Raw genomic sequence first — 17,100 nt, forward strand, 5'->3', positions numbered from 1 at the left:
CGAACCCGGAAGCTAAGCCTTTCAGCGCCGATGGTACTGCAGGGGGGACCCTGTGGGAGAGTAGGACGCCGCCGAACAATTTTTCCGGGAAAGCCCCGCACCGTATGGTGCGGGGCTTTCCTGCGTTTACGGAACGCGTCGGCTGGCCCTCCCCCGGCAGGGCCGGAGGCCGGGCCCGGAGCGGGAGACTGCTGCCGGCTCTGGTCCGGCACTGGTTATGAGCATCCGTGGATCCGGTGTATGGTTTACCTCGTTGCCACAGCGCAGCGAGGCCCCAATAGCTCAGTCGGTAGAGCGTCTCCATGGTAAGGAGAAGGTCTGCGGTTCGATTCCGCATTGGGGCTCAGAGAGAAAAGGAAAGGCCCCCGTCATATGGCGGGGGCCTTTCGCGTTGTCGGTGTTCCTGCTTCGTGGGACTCAGACGCTGGGAGGCTCCGGGACGCGCATGACCAGGATGGCCATGTCGTCCGACGCGGGCTCCGCCGCGAAGCGTTCCACGGCCCGCAGGATGCGTGCCGCGACTGCTCCGGCCGTCAGGCCCGTACAGGTCGACAGGACGTCCGCGAGGCCGTCGTCGCCGAGCATGCGGGTGCCCTCGCGGCGTTCGGTGACGCCGTCCGTGACGCAGAGGAGGACGTCGCCCGGGTTGAGGGTGACCTCCTGCTCGTACAGGTCGAGGTCGTCGATGACGCCCAGCAGCGGCTGCGGCTCAGCGGCGGCCTCCACCGAGCCGTCCTGGCGCAGGCGCAGCGGCAGGGGGTGACCGGCGCAGACGACCTTCAGGAGGGCGCTGCCGTCCTCCTGGGGCCACAGCTCGCCGTACAGGAGGGTCAGGAAGCGGCTGCGGGCCCCTTCGTCGAGGATGGCCGCGTTGAGGCGCTCCAGGACCGCCGGGCCGGTGAAGCCCTCGCGGGCCAGCAGGCGCAGGGCGTGGCGGGCCAGACCCGTGACGGCGGCGGCCTCGGGGCCCGTACCGCAGACGTCGCCGATGGCGAAGCCGTACGCACCGTCGCGGATCGGGAAGACGTCGTAGAAGTCGCCGCCGACCTCGTTGCCCTCGCCGGCGGCCCGGTAGATGACGTCGAGGTCGACGTTCGGCACGTCGGGGAGGCCCGGGGGCAGCAGGCTGCGCTGGAGGGACTGGCTGATCGCCATGCGCTCCGAGTACAGGCGGGCGTTGTCCAGGGCCAGGGCGGCCCTGCGGGACAGGTCCTCGGCCAGTTCCAGGATCTCCTGGCGGAAGTGGTCGTCGGAGGGCTTCCCGAGCGTCAGCATGCCGATCACGCGGTTGCGGGCGACCAGCGGCAGGACCACCGTCTCGCCGCCGACCGCCTGGGCCGTGGCGAGGATGGTGCGGGTGGCCGTGCTCATGCTCAGCGGCGCATCGTGGTCGAGGCTGCGGGTGGACGTGCTCAGCGCCGCGCGGTGGCCGGCCTCCGAAGGGGCGGCCCAGATGCGGGCCCCCGGCGTCGGGACCGGGTCCGGCGGGGAGATTTTGGAGAGGAGGGCCTTGAGGCCGTCGATGAGGTCCTCGTCCTCGTGGAGCACGTACGAGAGGTACGGGTCCGAGGACTGGTCCGCGATCGTGTAGACGGCGCACCAGGTGGCCAGGGTCGGGACCGTCATCTGGGCCATCAGCGCCAGGGTCTGGTCGCGGTCGAGCGTGCCGGCCAGCAGGTCGGAAGCCTCGACGAGGAAGGACAGGGAGCCGCGGCGCAGCCGTTCCAGCTCGCCGAGGCGCGCGGACTCCACGGCCAGGGCGATGCGGTCGGCGGCGAACTGGAGGCGTAGGGCCTCCTCGTTCGAGTAGCGGCCGGGTGCTTCCGCGGCGACGCCCAGGGAGCCGGTGAGCCGGCCCTCGACCTTCAGCGGGACCGTGACCACCGAGCGCATCCCGGTGTCGGTGAGGAGGGGGACGGCGCCGGGGACGGCGGTCAGGTCCTCGTGGACGGCGGGCATGCGGGCGGAGCCGTAGCGGCCCGTTCCGGCCTCCACGGGGACCCGGGCGAAGCGCTGGCGGGCCGAGGGGAGGCCCGTCGTGGCGCGGACCTCGAGCTCCGTCTCGTCGTCGGTGGCGAGAAGGAGGAACGCGGCGTCCGCGTCGAGCATGTCGCGGGCCCGCTCTACCGTCCGCTGGAGCAGCCCGTCCAGGTCGTCGGGGGCGGGGGAGCCGATGAAGACCTCGAACGGGTCGGTGGAGCGGTGCTCGGAGGAGGGGTCGGAGACCGGGGCGCGGACCGGGGACTGAAGGACGGCGCGTTCGTAGTCGCGGACCAGGAGGCAGACCGTGGACGGTTCGCCCTCGGTGTCGCGGACCCGCAGATGCGATGCGTAGACGGGGATGGTCCGGCCGTCCGCGCAGCGGATTCCGTAGCTGCCCTCCCAGCGGGAGAGCCGGAGCGCGTCCGCGATGCCGGTGTTGGTGCCGGGGGTGTGCGGCCAGGCCACGAAGTCGGTGAGCTGCTTGCCCGCGACCTGGTCCGCCCCGTGCCCGAAGAGGAAGGCGGCGTCGTCGTTCCACGCGGCGATCGAGCCGGAGTGGTCGATCTGGACGACGGCGACCCGTACGCGCTGGTCCGTCACGGGCAGCAGCGCGGTGGGCAGGAGCGGCCCGGCGGAGCGGATGCCGACCGGGCGCTCGGGCAGGTCGAGCTGGAACCAGACGTGTTTACGGGTGGGGCTGTACTCGACGCCCCAGCGGGCGGCGAGCGCGGCGCAGAGCAGCAGGCCCCGGCCGTTCTCGCGGTCCGGGCTGCCGAAGTCGAGCCCGCTGCTCTGGAGCGGGACCTCACGCTCCGGGTAGTGGTCGGCGACCTCGATGCGGACGCCGTCCTCGGTGCGCAGGCAGAGCACGTCGGCCGCCGTGCCCGCGTGGATCACGGCGTTGGTGACGAGCTCACTGGTGAGGACGACGGCGTCGTCGACGACATCGTTGTACCCCCACCCCTGAAGAGTGTCCCGGACGAAGGCGCGGGCGGTCGCGACCGAGCGCCCGACCGGTTCGAAGGTGGCGGCCGCGCGCGCGGTGATCACAGCACTCCCCATATGGTGTCTCGTCGCTTCCCCGAGTCCTGTGCCCGTTTCTCGCCGCTTCGATTCGCTTGCCAGGCTAGACGTTCGTCGAGGGTGCCGGGTACACGAGGGCCGAGATCGGGACAGGACGCCCCAGGAGTGGTGCGCGGGCGCACGAGTATGGACTCCCGGTGGCAGGGAGGGGGTCAAGCCGGGGAGGTTGCCCGCCGACCTGTTCCGGCCTGGTACGTTGCAATGATTTGACGTCCGCCCGGCCGCCCGTTGACGGTGTGCTGAGGCGGTGAGCCAAAGTGGAACTGGGCAAGCTTCCGGATAGGCCCGAGCGAAACGGTCAACCCCTGCGGGAGGGACACGGTGGAGTCTGGCGTGGCGGCGCGGGGTTCAGATACGCGTACAAAAGGCGGACAGTCCGTGAAAAAGCAGCGCAATGGCACCGTCGAAGTGGACGCGGCAGCTCTGAACAGGCTGCTCGCGGGCCTCGTGGCGATGCGCGACGGCAATTTCCGCAGGCGGCTGACCGTCTCCGGCGACGGCGTGATGACGGAGATCGCGGCGGTCTTCAACGAGGTCGCCGACCGCAATCTCCATCTGACCGGCGAGCTGGCGCGGGTACGGCGTGTGGTCGGGCGTGAGGGCAAGCTCACCGAGCGGCTGGAGACGGGGGCGTGCGAGGGCTCCTGGGCCGCCGCGATCGACGCCTCCAACGAGCTGGTCGACGACCTCGCCCGACCGGTCTCCGAGGTGGGCCGGGTGCTGTCGGCGGTCGCCGACGGTGACCTGGAGCAGCGGATGGAGCTGCGGTCGCACACGACGGACGAGACGGTGCGCCCGCTGCGCGGCGAGTTCCTGAAGGTCGCCCGTACGGTCAACAACCTCGTCGACCAGCTGTCGGTGTTCACCGAACAGGTGACCCGCGTCGCCGTCGAGGTGGGCACCGAGGGCAAGCTCGGCGGGCAGGCCCAGGTGCGGGGGATGTCCGGGTCCTGGAAGGACCTCACGGACTCCGTCAACACCATGGCGTACCGGCTCACCGCCCAGGTCCGCGACATCGCGCTGGTGACGACGGCGGTCGCCAAGGGCGATCTGTCGCGGAAGGTCACCGTCCATGTGGCCGGCGAGATGCTTCAACTGAAGAACACCGTCAACACGATGGTCGACCAGCTGTCCTCGTTCTCCTCCGAGGTGACGCGCGTCGCCCGCGAGGTGGGCACGGAGGGCGAACTCGGCGGTCAGGCCACGGTGCCGGGTGTGGCCGGGGTGTGGAAGGACCTCACCGACTCCGTCAACACGATGGCAGGCAACCTCACCTCCCAGGTGCGCGGCATCGCGGAGGTGACGACGGCGGTCGCCAGCGGTGACCTGACGCAGAAGGTCACGGTGAGCGCACGCGGCGAGGTCGCCCAGCTCGCCGAGACGATCAACCAGATGACCGAGACGCTGCGCACCTTCGCGGACGAAGTGACGCGCGTGGCGAGCGAGGTCGGCGGCGAGGGGCTCCTCGGGGGCCAGGCGCAGGTGCCGGGTGCGGCGGGGACGTGGAAGGACCTCACCGATTCGGTGAACACGGTCTTCCGGAACCTGACGACCCAGGTGCGCGACATCGCCCAGGTGACGACGGCGGTGGCCAGCGGAGACATGTCGCAGAAGGTCACGGTCGACGTGGCCGGGGAGATGCTGGAGCTCAAGAACACCGTCAACACGATGGTGGACCAGCTTCAGTCGTTCGGTTCCGAGGTGACCCGGGTCGCCCGGGAGGTCGGCGTCGAGGGCCGGCTCGGCGGCCAGGCCGAGGTGCCGGGGGCGGCGGGGACCTGGAAGGACCTCACCGACTCGGTGAACACCGCGTTCCGCAACCTGACCGGTCAGGTCCGGGACATCGCGCAGGTCACCACGGCCGTGGCCAACGGCGACCTGTCGCAGAAGGTCACCGTGGACGTGGCCGGGGAGATGCTGGAGCTGAAGAACACCGTCAACACGATGGTGGCGCAGCTGTCCAGCTTCGCGGACCAGGTGACGCGGATGGCCCGGGACGTGGGCACCGAGGGACGCCTCGGCGGCCAGGCGCGCGTGGACGGCGTCTCGGGTACGTGGAAGGAGCTCACGGACTCCGTCAACTTCATGGCCGGAAACCTCACCTCCCAGGTGCGGCAGATCGCCCAGGTGACGACGGCGGTGGCGCGGGGCGACCTGTCGCAGAAGATCGATGTGGACGCCCGGGGCGAGATCCTGGAACTGAAGAACACCATCAACACGATGGTCGACCAGCTCTCCGCCTTCGCCGACCAGGTGACCCGGGTGGCCCGCGAGGTGGGCACGGACGGTCGGCTCGGCGGTCAGGCGCAGGTGCCCGGCGTGGCCGGAGTATGGCGCGATCTCACCGACTCGGTGAACGGCATGGCGGGGAACCTGACGGCTCAGGTCCGTAACATCGCGCAGGTCGCCACGGCGGTCGCGCGCGGTGACCTGTCGCAGAAGATCGACGTGGACGCCCGGGGCGAGATCCTGGAGCTCAAGAACACCCTCAACACGATGGTCGACCAGCTCTCCAACTTCGCGGAGCAGGTGACGCGGGTCGCCCGCGAGGTGGGTACGGAAGGCATCCTCGGCGGTCAGGCCGAGGTGCAGGGCGTGTCCGGTACGTGGAAGGACCTCACCCAGTCCGTCAACGGCATGGCGAACAACCTGACCCTTCAGGTCCGTAACATCGCCGAGGTCACCACCGCGGTCGCCAAGGGTGATCTCTCCAAGAAGATCACCGTCGACGCCAAGGGCGAGATTCTCGAACTGGTCACGACCGTCAACACGATGGTCGACCAGCTGCTGAACTTCGCGGACGAGGTCACGCGAGTGGCGCGCGAGGTGGGCACCGAGGGCATCCTCGGCGGTCAGGCGCGGGTGCGCGGGGCGACCGGCATCTGGAAGGACCTCAGCGACAACGTCAACCTGATGGCCAACAACCTGACCAGCCAGGTGCGTAACATCTCCCGGGTCTCCTCCGCGGTCGCCAACGGCGATCTGACGAAGAAGGTCACCGTGGAGGCGCGCGGCGAGGTCGCGGAGCTGGCCGACACCGTCAACACGATGGTGACGACGCTGTCTTCCTTCGCGGACGAGGTCACCCGGGTGGCCCGCGAGGTGGGCACAGAAGGCGAGCTGGGCGGCCAGGCCCGCGTGCCGGGAGTCTCCGGTACGTGGAAGGACCTCACGGAGTCCGTGAACTCGATGGCCTCCAACCTGACCGGCCAGGTGCGGCAGATCGCCACGGTCACCACGGCCATCGCCAAGGGCGACCTGACCAAGAAAATCGACATCGACGCGCGCGGTGAGATCCAGGAGCTGAAGAACACCATCAACACGATGGTCGACCAGCTCTCCTCGTTCGCCGAGCAGGTGACCCGGGTCGCCCGCGAGGTGGGCACCGAGGGGCAGTTGGGCGGTCAGGCGCGGGTGCGGGACGTGGACGGCACCTGGCGCGACCTCACCGAGTCGGTGAACGAGATGGCCGGGAACCTGACCCGGCAGGTGCGCGCCATCGCGGCCGTCGCCACGGCGGTGACCCGCGGCGATCTGAACCTGAAGATCGACGTGGACGCGGCCGGCGAGATTCAGGTCCTCCAGGACAACATCAACACGATGATCGCCAACCTGCGCGACACCACCCTCGCCAACAAGGAGCAGGACTGGCTCAAGGGCAACCTCGCCCGGATCTCCGGTCTGATGCAGGGCCGCCGCGACCTGGACGACGTGGCCTCGCTGATCATGAGCGAGCTGACGCCGGTGGTGTCGGCGCAGCACGGCGCGTTCTTCCTGGCCATGTCTCCGGGCGACTCCGACGAGGTCGGCCCGGACAACGGCGCCGACAGCTCGTACGAGCTGCGGATGCGGGGGAGTTACGGCTACTCCGCGGGATCGATGCCGACCTCGTTCCGGCCCGGCGAGACGCTCATCGGGACGGCGGCCGAGGAGAAGCGGACCATCCAGGTCGACAACGTGCCGCCGGGGTATCTGAAGATCTCCTCCGGTCTCGGGGAGGCGCCGCCCGCGCATGTGATCGTGCTGCCGGTGCTCTTCGAGGGCAAGGTCCTCGGCGTGATCGAGCTGGCCTCCTTCCAGCCGTTCACGCACATCCAGCGGGACTTCCTCAACCAGCTCGCCGAGATGATCGCGACGAGCGTCAACACGATCAGTGTCAACACCAAGACCGAGAAGCTCCTTGAGCAGTCCCAGGAGCTGACCGAGCAACTGCGCGACCGGTCGCAGGAGTTGGAGAACCGGCAGAAGGCCCTCCAGGCGTCCAACGCCGAACTGGAGGAGAAGGCCGAGCTGCTGGCCCAGCAGAACCGCGACATCGAGGTGAAGAACACCGAGATCGAGGAGGCGCGGCAGGTCCTGGAGGAGCGCGCCGAACAGCTCGCGGTCTCGATGCGCTACAAGTCCGAGTTCCTGGCGAACATGTCGCACGAGTTGCGCACGCCGCTCAACTCGCTGCTGATCCTGGCCAAGTTGCTGGCGGACAACGCCGAGGGCAATCTGTCGCCGAAGCAGGTCGAGTTCGCCGAGACGATCCACGGGGCCGGTTCCGACCTGCTCCAGCTGATCAACGACATCCTCGACCTGTCGAAGGTCGAGGCGGGCAAGATGGACGTCAGCCCGACCAGGATCGCGCTGGTCCAGCTGGTCGACTACGTGGAGGCGACGTTCCGCCCGCTCACCGCGGAGAAGGGCCTCGACTTCTCCGTACGGGTCTCGCCGGAGCTTCCCGCGACGCTGCACACCGACGAGCAGCGCCTCCTCCAGGTGCTGCGCAACCTGCTGTCCAACGCGGTGAAGTTCACCGACGGCGGGGCGGTGGAGCTGGTGATCCGGCCGGCCGGAGCCGATGTGCCGAACGCGATCCGGGAGCACCTGCTGGAGGCGGGTTCGCTGCGGGACGCGGACGCCGATCTGATCGCGTTCTCCGTCACCGACACCGGGATCGGGATCGCCTCCAGCAAGATGCTGGTGATCTTCGAGGCGTTCAAGCAGGCGGACGGCACGACGAGCCGCAAGTACGGCGGCACGGGCCTCGGCCTCTCCATCAGCCGGGAGATCGCGCGGCTGCTCGGCGGCGAGATCCACGCGGCGAGCGAGCCGGGCCGGGGCTCGACCTTCACGCTGTACCTGCCGCTGCACCGCGCCGAACTGCCTCCGCAGGGATACCCGCAGGTGGGTTCCGGTTCCACCGAGGGGCTGGGCGGCGGGTCCGAGAACGGACAGGCGCAGCCGGGCGGCGATTCCGCGCCGCTGGGGGACCCGGCCAACTCCGCCGGGGTGTTCCGGCGGCGGCGCAAGGCCCTCGGGGACGCGGCCCGGCGGCCCGCGCTGCCGGCCGGACGGCCCGCGACCGAGAGCGTCCCGCAGGAGGAGTGGGTGCAGGGGAGCCCGGCCGGGACGGAGGAGGCTCCGGAGCCTCGGCGGACGTTCCGCTTCCGCGGTGAGAAGGTGCTCATCGTCGACGACGACATCCGTAACGTCTTCGCGCTCACCAGCGTGCTGGAGCAGCACGGACTAGCCGTGCTGTACGCGGAGAACGGCCGCGAGGGGATCGAAGTCCTGGAGCAGCACGACGATGTGACGGTCGTGCTGATGGACATCATGATGCCCGAGATGGATGGTTACGCGACCACGACCGCGATCCGGCGGATGCCGCAGTTCGCCGGGCTGCCGATCATCGCGCTCACCGCGAAGGCGATGAAGGGCGACCGGGAGAAGGCGATCGACTGCGGTGCTTCCGACTATGTGACGAAGCCGGTCGATCCTGATCACCTGCTCGGCGTTATGGAGCAGTGGATGCACGGAGAGTGATCGGATGCTGAACGAATAGCGGCGAGTTGCTGACCGGCTGTGCCTGAACGGGTGTGAACGCGCGGTATCCGGGGAACCTTCTGGTCTCTCACCGCGTTTGCGGTACGTGCACAGTGACATCGCGGTGACAGGGTGTGGTGACGGGCGGGGTGCGGCTACCATGACCGGCACAAGGACGGACGGCGTAAGGGAGTCGTCCCCTGGGGCGGCACCCGGTGCATTTCCGGGGCGAGGAGGACGGGCCATGGTGCAGAAGGCCAAGATCCTCCTGGTCGATGACCGGCCGGAGAATCTGCTGGCGCTGGAGGCCATCCTCTCTGCGCTCGATCAGACACTGGTCCGGGCATCGTCAGGGGAGGAGGCGCTCAAAGCGCTGCTCACGGACGACTTCGCGGTCATCCTGCTGGACGTCCAGATGCCGGGCATGGACGGTTTCGAGACCGCCGCCCACATCAAGCGGCGTGAGCGGACCCGGGACATCCCGATCATCTTCCTCACCGCGATCAACCACGGCCCGCACCACACCTTCCGGGGATACGCGGCCGGCGCGGTGGACTACATCTCCAAGCCGTTCGACCCGTGGGTGCTGCGCGCCAAGGTCTCGGTCTTCGTCGAGCTGTACATGAAGAACTGCAAGCTCCGCGAGCAGGCCGCGCTCCTGCGGCTCCAGCTGGAGGGCGACGGCCAGGCGGGCGGCGGACACGAGAAGGAGCCGGCCGGTCTGCTGGCCGAACTCTCCGCGCGGCTCGCGGCGGTCGAGGAGCAGGCGGAAGCCCTCTCCAAGCAGCTCGACGACGAGTCCGCCGACGCCGCGGCTGTCGCCACGGCGGCCCATCTCGAACGCAAGCTCACCGGTCTGCGGCGCGCGCTCGACGCACTGGAGCCGGGCACGGGCGGCGGCACCGGCGTGCTGCCCGCTCCGAACTAGCCGCGCCTTCCGGCCGGATCAGGGGGACTTCGGGCGGTGCCCGGATCGCCCCTGCCGTGAGTGCGCGTCAGTTCCCGGTTCCCGTGCGGCGACACGGTCGGGTGAACCAGTAGGCGAACGTGTTCACGGGCGTGGACAGCGGTAACCTCGGCACCATGGCCTCACGTACGTCCGGCAAGGGTTCCCAGGGCACGGCGGGCACCGCGAAGCGCGTCGGCCGTACCCCGGGGCCGGCGAAGAAAGCCGCGCCCCCCAGGAAGACCGCCCCCAAGAAGTCGACGGCGCCCGCGAAGAAGGCGGCGGCCAAGAGGCCCGCACCCAAACCCGCGCCGTCCCCCACCAACGGGGTCTACCGGCTGGTGCGCGCGCTCTGGCTGGGCACGGCGCACGGCGTCGGCGCGGTGTTCCGCTCCATAGGGCGCGGCGCGAAGGGACTCGACCCCGCCCACCGCAAGGACGGCCTCGCGCTCCTGCTGCTCGGCCTCGCGCTGATCGTGGCCGCGGGCACCTGGTCCAACCTCCAGGGGCCGGTCGGCGACCTGGTGGAGATGCTGGTGACCGGGGCGTTCGGCCGGCTCGACCTGCTCGCGCCGATACTGCTCGGCGCCATGGCCGTACGGCTGATCCTGTATCCGGAGCGGCCGGAGGCGAACGGCCGTATCGTCATCGGGCTCTCCGCCCTGGTGATCGGCATCCTCGGCCAGGTCCACATCGCCTGCGGGTCGCCGGGCCGCGCGGACGGCACCGAAGCGATGCAGGACGCGGGAGGGCTCGTGGGCTGGGCCGCGTCCAAGCCGCTGATCTTCATGATGGGCGAAGTGCTCGCCGTACCGCTGCTGGTGCTGCTCACCGTCTTCGGCCTGCTCGTCGTCACCGCCACCCCGGTCAACGCCATCCCGCGCCGGCTGCGGCAGCTCGGCGTCCGCCTCGGCATCGTGGAACCGGCGCACGAGCCCGGTGAGGCGTACGAGGACGACGACGAGCGGTACGACGAGCAGTGGCGCGAGGCGCTGCCGGAGCGGACCGGGCGGCGCGGCGCGCGCCGCGCGGACCCGGACGCCGTGTACGACCACGACCACGCCGAGGCGGAAGCGCTCACCAAGCGCCGCAGGCCCCGCAGGCCGGCCGCGCAGCCCGCGATGAACCGGCCCCTGGACGCGGTGGACGTCGCCGCCGCGGCCGCCGCCGCGCTCGACGGGGCCGTACTGAACGGCATGCCGCCCTCGCCCGTCGTCGCCGACCTGACCCAGGGCGTCTCGGTGGACCGGGACCGCGAGCACACCGGGACGCCCGTCCCCGGGGCCCGGGAGGCCGAGCGGGACGGCCGTGCGGCGAGCGGCCGGGGCGGGCGGAAGGACCGGGGCGCCGGCACGGCGGGGTCCGCCTCCGCAGGCGTGTCCGATCACTCCGGAGCCGTATCCGATCGCCCTGGGGCTGATCCCGATCGTTCCGGGTCTGTACCTGATCTCACCAAGCCCGTTCCCGAGCGGACCGGTGCCCTTCCCGCCCGGGCCGAACAGCTCCAGCTGTCCGGCGACATCACGTACTCGCTGCCCTCCCTGGACCTGCTGGAGCGCGGCGGTCCCGGCAAGACGCGCAGCGCCGCCAACGACGCCGTGGTCGCCTCGCTGACCAACGTGTTCACCGAGTTCAAGGTCGACGCCGTCGTCACCGGCTTCACGCGGGGCCCGACCGTGACCCGTTACGAGATCGAGCTCGGGCCGGCCGTGAAGGTCGAGAAGATCACGGCGCTCGCCAAGAACATCGCGTACGCCGTGGCCAGCCCGGACGTGCGGATCATCTCCCCGATCCCGGGGAAGTCCGCCGTGGGCATCGAGATCCCCAACTCCGACCGGGAGATGGTCAACCTCGGCGACGTCCTGCGCCTCGCGGACGCGGCCGAGGACGATCACCCGATGCTCGTGGCGCTCGGCAAGAACGTCGAGGGCGGCTACGAGATGGCCAACCTGGCGAAGATGCCGCACGTCCTGGTCGCCGGCGCGACCGGCTCCGGCAAGTCCTCCTGCATCAACTGCCTGATCACCTCGATCATGGTCCGGGCCACCCCGGAGGACGTCCGGATGGTCCTGGTCGACCCCAAGCGCGTCGAGCTCACCGCCTACGAGGGCATCCCGCACCTGATCACCCCGATCATCACCAACCCCAAGAAGGCCGCCGAGGCGCTCCAGTGGGTCGTGCGGGAGATGGACCTGCGGTACGACGACCTCGCCGCCTACGGCTACCGGCACATCGACGACTTCAACCACGCCGTGCGCAGCGGCAAGGCCAAGGCGCCCGAGGGCAGTGAGCGGGAGCTCTCGCCGTACCCGTATCTGCTGGTGATCGTCGACGAGCTGGCCGACCTGATGATGGTCGCCCCGCGCGACGTCGAGGACTCGATCGTCCGCATCACCCAGTTGGCCCGCGCCGCCGGAATCCACCTGGTGCTCGCCACCCAGCGGCCCTCGGTCGACGTGGTGACCGGTCTGATCAAGGCGAACGTGCCCTCCCGGCTCGCCTTCGCCACCTCCTCCCTCGCCGACAGCCGGGTCATCCTCGACCAGCCCGGCGCGGAGAAGCTCATCGGCAAGGGCGACGGCCTCTTCCTCCCGATGGGGGCCAACAAACCCACGCGTATGCAGGGCGCGTTCGTCACCGAGGACGAGGTGGCCGCCGTCGTCCAGCACTGCAAGGACCAGATGGCCCCGGTCTTCCGCGACGACGTCGTGGTGGGCACGAAGCAGAAGAAGGAGATCGACGAGGACATCGGCGACGACCTGGACCTGCTCTGCCAGGCCGCCGAGCTGGTCGTCTCCACCCAGTTCGGGTCGACCTCGATGCTCCAGCGCAAGCTGCGGGTCGGCTTCGCGAAGGCGGGCCGGCTGATGGACCTGATGGAGTCGCGCAACATCGTCGGACCCAGCGAAGGGTCCAAGGCGCGCGACGTCATGGTGAAACCGGACGAGCTCGACGGGGTGTTGGCGGTCATCCGCGGGGAATCCGCTCCGTAGCGGCGCCATCGGGTCCGTACAGGTGAAGCCCGTAAAGGTTTTGTGGGCAACCGTTTCGTGCGGTCGTACGTCAAGTTGGAGGGAGGAGGAAACGATGCTCCTCCCTCCGGCCCAGCCCGTCGTCCCCCACACCCCGTTCGGCCCACTCCAGGTTGCCCAGTCCTCGATCGGGGCACGCCTCCGCATCCGCTCCGCTCCCGGAGAGGCCCGCGGGGTCGTCCGGCGAGACCCGATGGCGTACAAAGTCGTCCCTCCCGGTTGCCCCTCCCTTTCGTACCCCCCCTAGACTGAACATCCAGCAGGTGGCTCACGCTCGAAAGGCGCCCCCGTGTCCATCGGCAACTCCCCCGAAGACGACCGGCCTTCGATCGGTCGTGCCCTTCAGCAGGCTCGTATCGCCGCAGGTCTGACGGTCGAGGAAGTCAGCAGCTCCACCCGGGTGCGCATCCCCATCGTGCACGCGATCGAGGAGGACGACTTCTCACGCTGCGGCGGCGACGTCTACGCACGCGGCCACATCCGCAACATCGCCCGTGCCGTGGGCATCGACCCGGAACCTCTGGTCGAGCGTTACGACGACGGCCACGGCGGCCGTCCCGCACCGACCCCCGCGGCACCCCTGTTCGAAGCGGAGCGCATCCGTTCCGAACCCCGGCGGCCCAACTGGACCGCCGCCATGGTCGCGGCCATCGTCGCCGTGATCGGTTTCGTCGGCTTCACCCTGTTCAACGGTGGAGACGAGAAGCCCTCGAACACCGCCCAGGTGGCGGAGGGCTCCAAGCCCGACAAGAACGCGGCCAAACCCACCGCGACCAAGCCCGCCGACCCCAAGCCCGTGCCCTCCGAGAGTGCCATCGCCGCCGCCCCCCGGGACAAGGTGACGGTCAAGCTCAGCGCGGGCCAGGGCAAGAGCTGGATCTCCGTCAAGGACCACAGCGGACGGCTGCTCTTCGACGGGCTGCTGCTCCAGGGCGAGTCCAAGACCTTCCAGGACAAGGAGCGCATCGACCTCGTCCTCGGCAACGCCGGGGCGATCGAGCTCTTCGTCAACGGCAAGAAGCTCCAGGACCGCTTCGAGCCGGGTCAGGTCGAGCGGCTCTCCTACACCAAGGGCGACCCCGAGGCCGGCTGATACCGCGCCTCGTCACCGCCTCGACGGGCGTCCGGCTTCGTGCCGGGCGCCCGTCCGTGTCTCCCGGCGGGCCTGCCGCCTGTCACTCCCCGTAGCAGCGGGAGGGCAGGCAACCCTGCTCGGCGGGAGGGTCGCCGGGACGAAGTAGTCTTGAGTCCATGCCCGAACGCCGTACCGTCGCCCTTGTCACTCTTGGCTGCGCCCGTAACGAGGTGGACTCGGAGGAGCTGGCAGGCCGCTTGGCAGCGGACGGCTGGGACCTCGTCGAGGATGCCTCCGACGCGGATGTCGCAGTCGTCAACACCTGTGGGTTCGTCGAAGCCGCCAAGAAGGACTCCGTCGACGCCCTGCTCGAAGCCAACGATCTCAAGGACCACGGCCGCACCCAGGCCGTCGTCGCCGTCGGCTGCATGGCCGAGCGCTACGGCAAGGACCTCGCCGAGGCCCTGCCGGAGGCGGACGGCGTCCTCGGCTTCGACGACTACGCCGACATCTCCGACCGGCTCCAGACCATCCTCAACGGCGGCATCCACGCCTCGCACACCCCGCGCGACCGCCGCAAGCTGCTGCCGATCAGCCCCGCCGAGCGGCAGGACGCCGCCGTCGCGCTGCCCGGCCACGCCCAGGAGACGCCCGCCCCCGCCCCCGCGGACCTGCCCGAAGGCGTCGCACCGGTCTCCGGACCGCGCGCGCCGCTGCGCCGCCGGCTCGGCACCAGCCCCGTCGCGTCCGTGAAGCTCGCCTCCGGCTGCGACCGCCGCTGCTCCTTCTGCGCCATCCCCTCCTTCCGCGGCTCGTTCATCTCGCGCCGTCCCTCGGACGTGCTCCAGGAGACCCGCTGGCTGGCCGAGCAGGGCGTCAAGGAGGTCATGCTCGTCTCCGAGAACAACACGTCGTACGGCAAGGACCTCGGCGACATCCGCCTCCTGGAGACCCTGCTGCCCGAGCTCGCCGACGTGGACGGCATCGAGCGGATCCGGGTCAGCTACCTCCAGCCCGCCGAGATGCGCCCCGGGCTCATCGACGTCCTCACCTCGACGCCGAAGGTCGCCCCGTACTTCGACCTCTCCTTCCAGCACTCCGCCCCCGGCGTGCTGCGCGCGATGCGCCGCTTCGGGGACACCGACCGCTTCCTGGAGCTGCTGGACACCATCCGGAGCAAGGCCCCCGAGGCCGGCGCCCGCTCCAACTTCATCGTCGGCTTCCCCGGCGAGAGCGAGGCCGACCTCGCGGAGCTGGAACGCTTCCTCACCGGCGCCCGGCTCGACGCGATCGGCGTGTTCGGCTACTCCGACGAGGAGGGCACCGAGGCGGTCGGCTACGAGAACAAGCTCGACGCCGACACCATCGCCGAGCGGCTCGCCCACATCTCGCAGCTGGCCGAGGAGCTGACCTCGCAGCGGGCCGAGGAGCGCGTCGGGGAGACCCTCCAGGTGCTGGTGGAGTCCGTCGAGTCGGACGAGGACGGCGAGGTGGCGATCGGCCGCGCCGCGCACCAGGCCCCGGAAACGGACGGCCAGGTGGTCTTCACCACACGCGAGGGACTCGTGCCGGGCCTTATGGTCGAGGCGAAGGCAGTGGGCACCGAGGGCGTCGACCTGGTGGCCGAACACCACGAGCTTGCGGAGGCAGCCAGATGACGGGAGTCCCGGCATCCGCGGCAGGCGGCTCCGGCGCGAGGCCGGTCCGCGGCGGCAAGCTGGGCACTGCGGCCGTCAACCAGGCCAGCCTGTGGAACATCGCCAACATCCTGACCATGCTGCGGCTGCTGCTCGTGCCCGGTTTCGTCCTGCTGCTGTTCCACGACGGCGGATACGACCCGGCCTGGCGCTCCTTCGCCTGGGCGGCCTTCGCCATCGCCATGATCACCGATCTCTTCGACGGTCATCTGGCCCGGACGTACAACCTGGTCACGGACTTCGGGAAGATCGCCGACCCGATCGCGGACAAGGCGATCATGGGCGCGGCGCTGGTCTCCCTGTCGATCCTGGGCGATCTGCCGTGGTGGATCACCGGGGTGATCCTCGCCCGTGAGCTGGGCATCACGCTGATGCGGTTCTGGGTGATCCGGCACGCGGTGATCCCGGCCAGCAGAGGCGGCAAGCTGAAGACCCTGGCCCAGGGCACGGCGGCCGGGATGTACGTCCTGGCGCTCACCGGCCCCCTGGCGACCCTGCGCTTCTGGATGATGATGGTGGCCGTCGTGCTGACGGTCGTCACCGGACTCGATTACGTACGCCAGGCCGTCGTCCTGCGCCGCCGGAGCCTGGCCGCCGAGCGTGCCGCGATCGGACGGACCGCGGAGGCGCTCAACGAGGCCGCAGGGTCTCCGGGGGCGGGTGCCGGCTCCGGTGGTGCCGGTGTCGGCGTGGCGGTGAGCGGCGGGGAGTCCGGCGGCTCGACCGCGGTCGCGCCCGCCGTGAACGCCCGTGGTGCGGGCGATGCGGTCAAAGTGGCCGGTACGGCCGCCGCACCGGGCCTCACGGAGGTACGGGGAGCCGCCGAGGCCCGCGACGGCGCGGAGGCCGAGCGGTGACAGCCGCCGCCCGGGTGCTGCGGCTGCTCGTGGAGCGCGGGGAGACACTCGCCGTCGCCGAATCGCTGACGGGCGGCCTGGTGGCGGCCGAACTCACCTCCGTACCCGGAGCCTCGCAAGCCTTCCGGGGCTCGGTGACGGCGTACGCCACGGCCCTCAAGGCGAAGATCCTGGACGTGGACGGGGACCTGCTGGCGGAGCGCGGGGCGGTCGATCCGGAGGTCGCGCGGCAGATGGCGGCCGGGGTGCGGCGAGCTCTCGACGCGGACTGGGGGATCTCCACGACGGGCGTCGCCGGTCCCGAGCCGCAGGACGGACAGCCGGTGGGCACGGTCCACATCGCCGTCGCTGGGCCCCTCGGCGTCGAGAAAGTCTCCGCTCTGCGATTGAATGGTTCGAGGACGGAAATCCGTGAAGAGAGTGTGCGGAGCGCTCTCGGTCTGCTCGCGGATCTGCTCCTGGGCGAACACCGCGAAAATGCGCGGGCACAGGATACGGAACAGATCGGGGGGAATTGATGTTTGCAGCCCTGAGTGAACACGACATCGCTCCCCGCACGGCCGCAGCACAAGGCGGTACGGTAGGGCGTGAAGGATGCGGCTACGCGGTCCGAGGA

Annotated in this window: 8 protein-coding genes, 1 tRNA gene and 1 rRNA gene; 9 read left to right on the plus strand and 1 reads right to left on the minus strand. The window is 70.1% G+C overall.

From position 1 onward, the window contains the following. Both rrf and ACLJPL_RS29980 read left to right on the plus strand, forming a co-directional pair. Positions 1 to 77, plus strand: a 5S ribosomal RNA gene (rrf, locus tag ACLJPL_RS29975); the annotation flags it as partial. Between the two features lie 194 nt (positions 78 to 271). Then, positions 272 to 344, plus strand: a tRNA-Thr gene (locus ACLJPL_RS29980). 73 nt (positions 345 to 417) lie between these two features. Here ACLJPL_RS29980 and ACLJPL_RS29985 read toward each other — a convergent pair. Further along, entirely contained in the window at positions 418 to 3,045 is a 2,628-nt protein-coding gene (locus ACLJPL_RS29985) for a SpoIIE family protein phosphatase (RefSeq protein WP_411084088.1), read from the minus strand. 399 nt (positions 3,046 to 3,444) lie between these two features. Here ACLJPL_RS29985 and ACLJPL_RS29990 point away from each other — a divergent pair, with 399 nt between their 5' ends. The 7 genes from ACLJPL_RS29990 to ACLJPL_RS30020 all read left to right on the plus strand — a co-directional run bounded on the left by ACLJPL_RS29990 (position 3,445) and on the right by ACLJPL_RS30020 (position 17,002). Further along, positions 3,445 to 8,877 carry a HAMP domain-containing protein gene (locus ACLJPL_RS29990; RefSeq protein WP_411084089.1) on the plus strand — a complete coding sequence of 1,811 codons (5,433 nt, stop codon included), beginning with the start codon at positions 3,445 to 3,447 and terminating at the stop codon, positions 8,875 to 8,877. Between the two features lie 244 nt (positions 8,878 to 9,121). Continuing rightward, positions 9,122 to 9,805: a two-component system response regulator gene (locus ACLJPL_RS29995; RefSeq protein ID WP_411084090.1), complete on the plus strand. Its 684-nt coding sequence runs from the start codon at positions 9,122 to 9,124 to the stop codon at positions 9,803 to 9,805. 155 nt (positions 9,806 to 9,960) lie between these two features. After that, on the plus strand, positions 9,961 to 12,816 hold the full coding sequence (locus ACLJPL_RS30000; protein ID WP_411084091.1) for a DNA translocase FtsK: 2,856 nt from the start codon (positions 9,961 to 9,963) through the stop codon (positions 12,814 to 12,816). Positions 12,817 to 13,144: 328 nt separating this feature from the next. Continuing rightward, positions 13,145 to 13,948: a helix-turn-helix domain-containing protein gene (locus ACLJPL_RS30005; RefSeq protein WP_411084092.1), complete on the plus strand. Its 804-nt coding sequence runs from the start codon at positions 13,145 to 13,147 to the stop codon at positions 13,946 to 13,948. A gap of 158 nt (positions 13,949 to 14,106) precedes the next feature. Then, entirely contained in the window at positions 14,107 to 15,588 is a 1,482-nt protein-coding gene (gene rimO / locus ACLJPL_RS30010; protein ID WP_411084093.1) for a 30S ribosomal protein S12 methylthiotransferase RimO, read from the plus strand. Then, the gene (pgsA, locus tag ACLJPL_RS30015; RefSeq protein ID WP_411084094.1) at positions 15,585 to 16,484 is read left to right on the plus strand and encodes a CDP-diacylglycerol--glycerol-3-phosphate 3-phosphatidyltransferase; all 900 of its coding nucleotides are present in this window, start codon (positions 15,585 to 15,587) and stop codon (positions 16,482 to 16,484) included. Before rimO ends, pgsA begins: the two co-directional genes overlap by 4 nt. After that, positions 16,481 to 17,002: a CinA family protein gene (locus tag ACLJPL_RS30020; protein WP_411084095.1), complete on the plus strand. Its 522-nt coding sequence runs from the start codon at positions 16,481 to 16,483 to the stop codon at positions 17,000 to 17,002. The genes pgsA and ACLJPL_RS30020 overlap by 4 nt, the downstream gene beginning before the upstream one ends. Positions 17,003 to 17,100 lie beyond the last annotated feature (98 nt).

Source organism: Streptomyces sp. cmx-18-6, from assembly GCF_046548915.1.
Taxonomy (GTDB): domain Bacteria; phylum Actinomycetota; class Actinomycetes; order Streptomycetales; family Streptomycetaceae; genus Streptomyces.

What these genes read in the sequence shown, in the direction of transcription:
- ACLJPL_RS29985 (WP_411084088.1), bottom strand. Translation starts at nt 3,045, where the DNA reads ATGGGGAGTGCTGTGATCACCGCGCGCGCGGCCGCCACCTTCGAACCG.
- ACLJPL_RS29995 (WP_411084090.1), top strand. Translation starts at nt 9,122, where the DNA reads ATGGTGCAGAAGGCCAAGATCCTCCTGGTCGATGACCGGCCGGAGAAT.
- ACLJPL_RS30000 (WP_411084091.1), top strand. Translation starts at nt 9,961, where the DNA reads ATGGCCTCACGTACGTCCGGCAAGGGTTCCCAGGGCACGGCGGGCACC.
- rimO (WP_411084093.1), top strand. Translation starts at nt 14,107, where the DNA reads ATGCCCGAACGCCGTACCGTCGCCCTTGTCACTCTTGGCTGCGCCCGT.
- pgsA (WP_411084094.1), top strand. Translation starts at nt 15,585, where the DNA reads ATGACGGGAGTCCCGGCATCCGCGGCAGGCGGCTCCGGCGCGAGGCCG.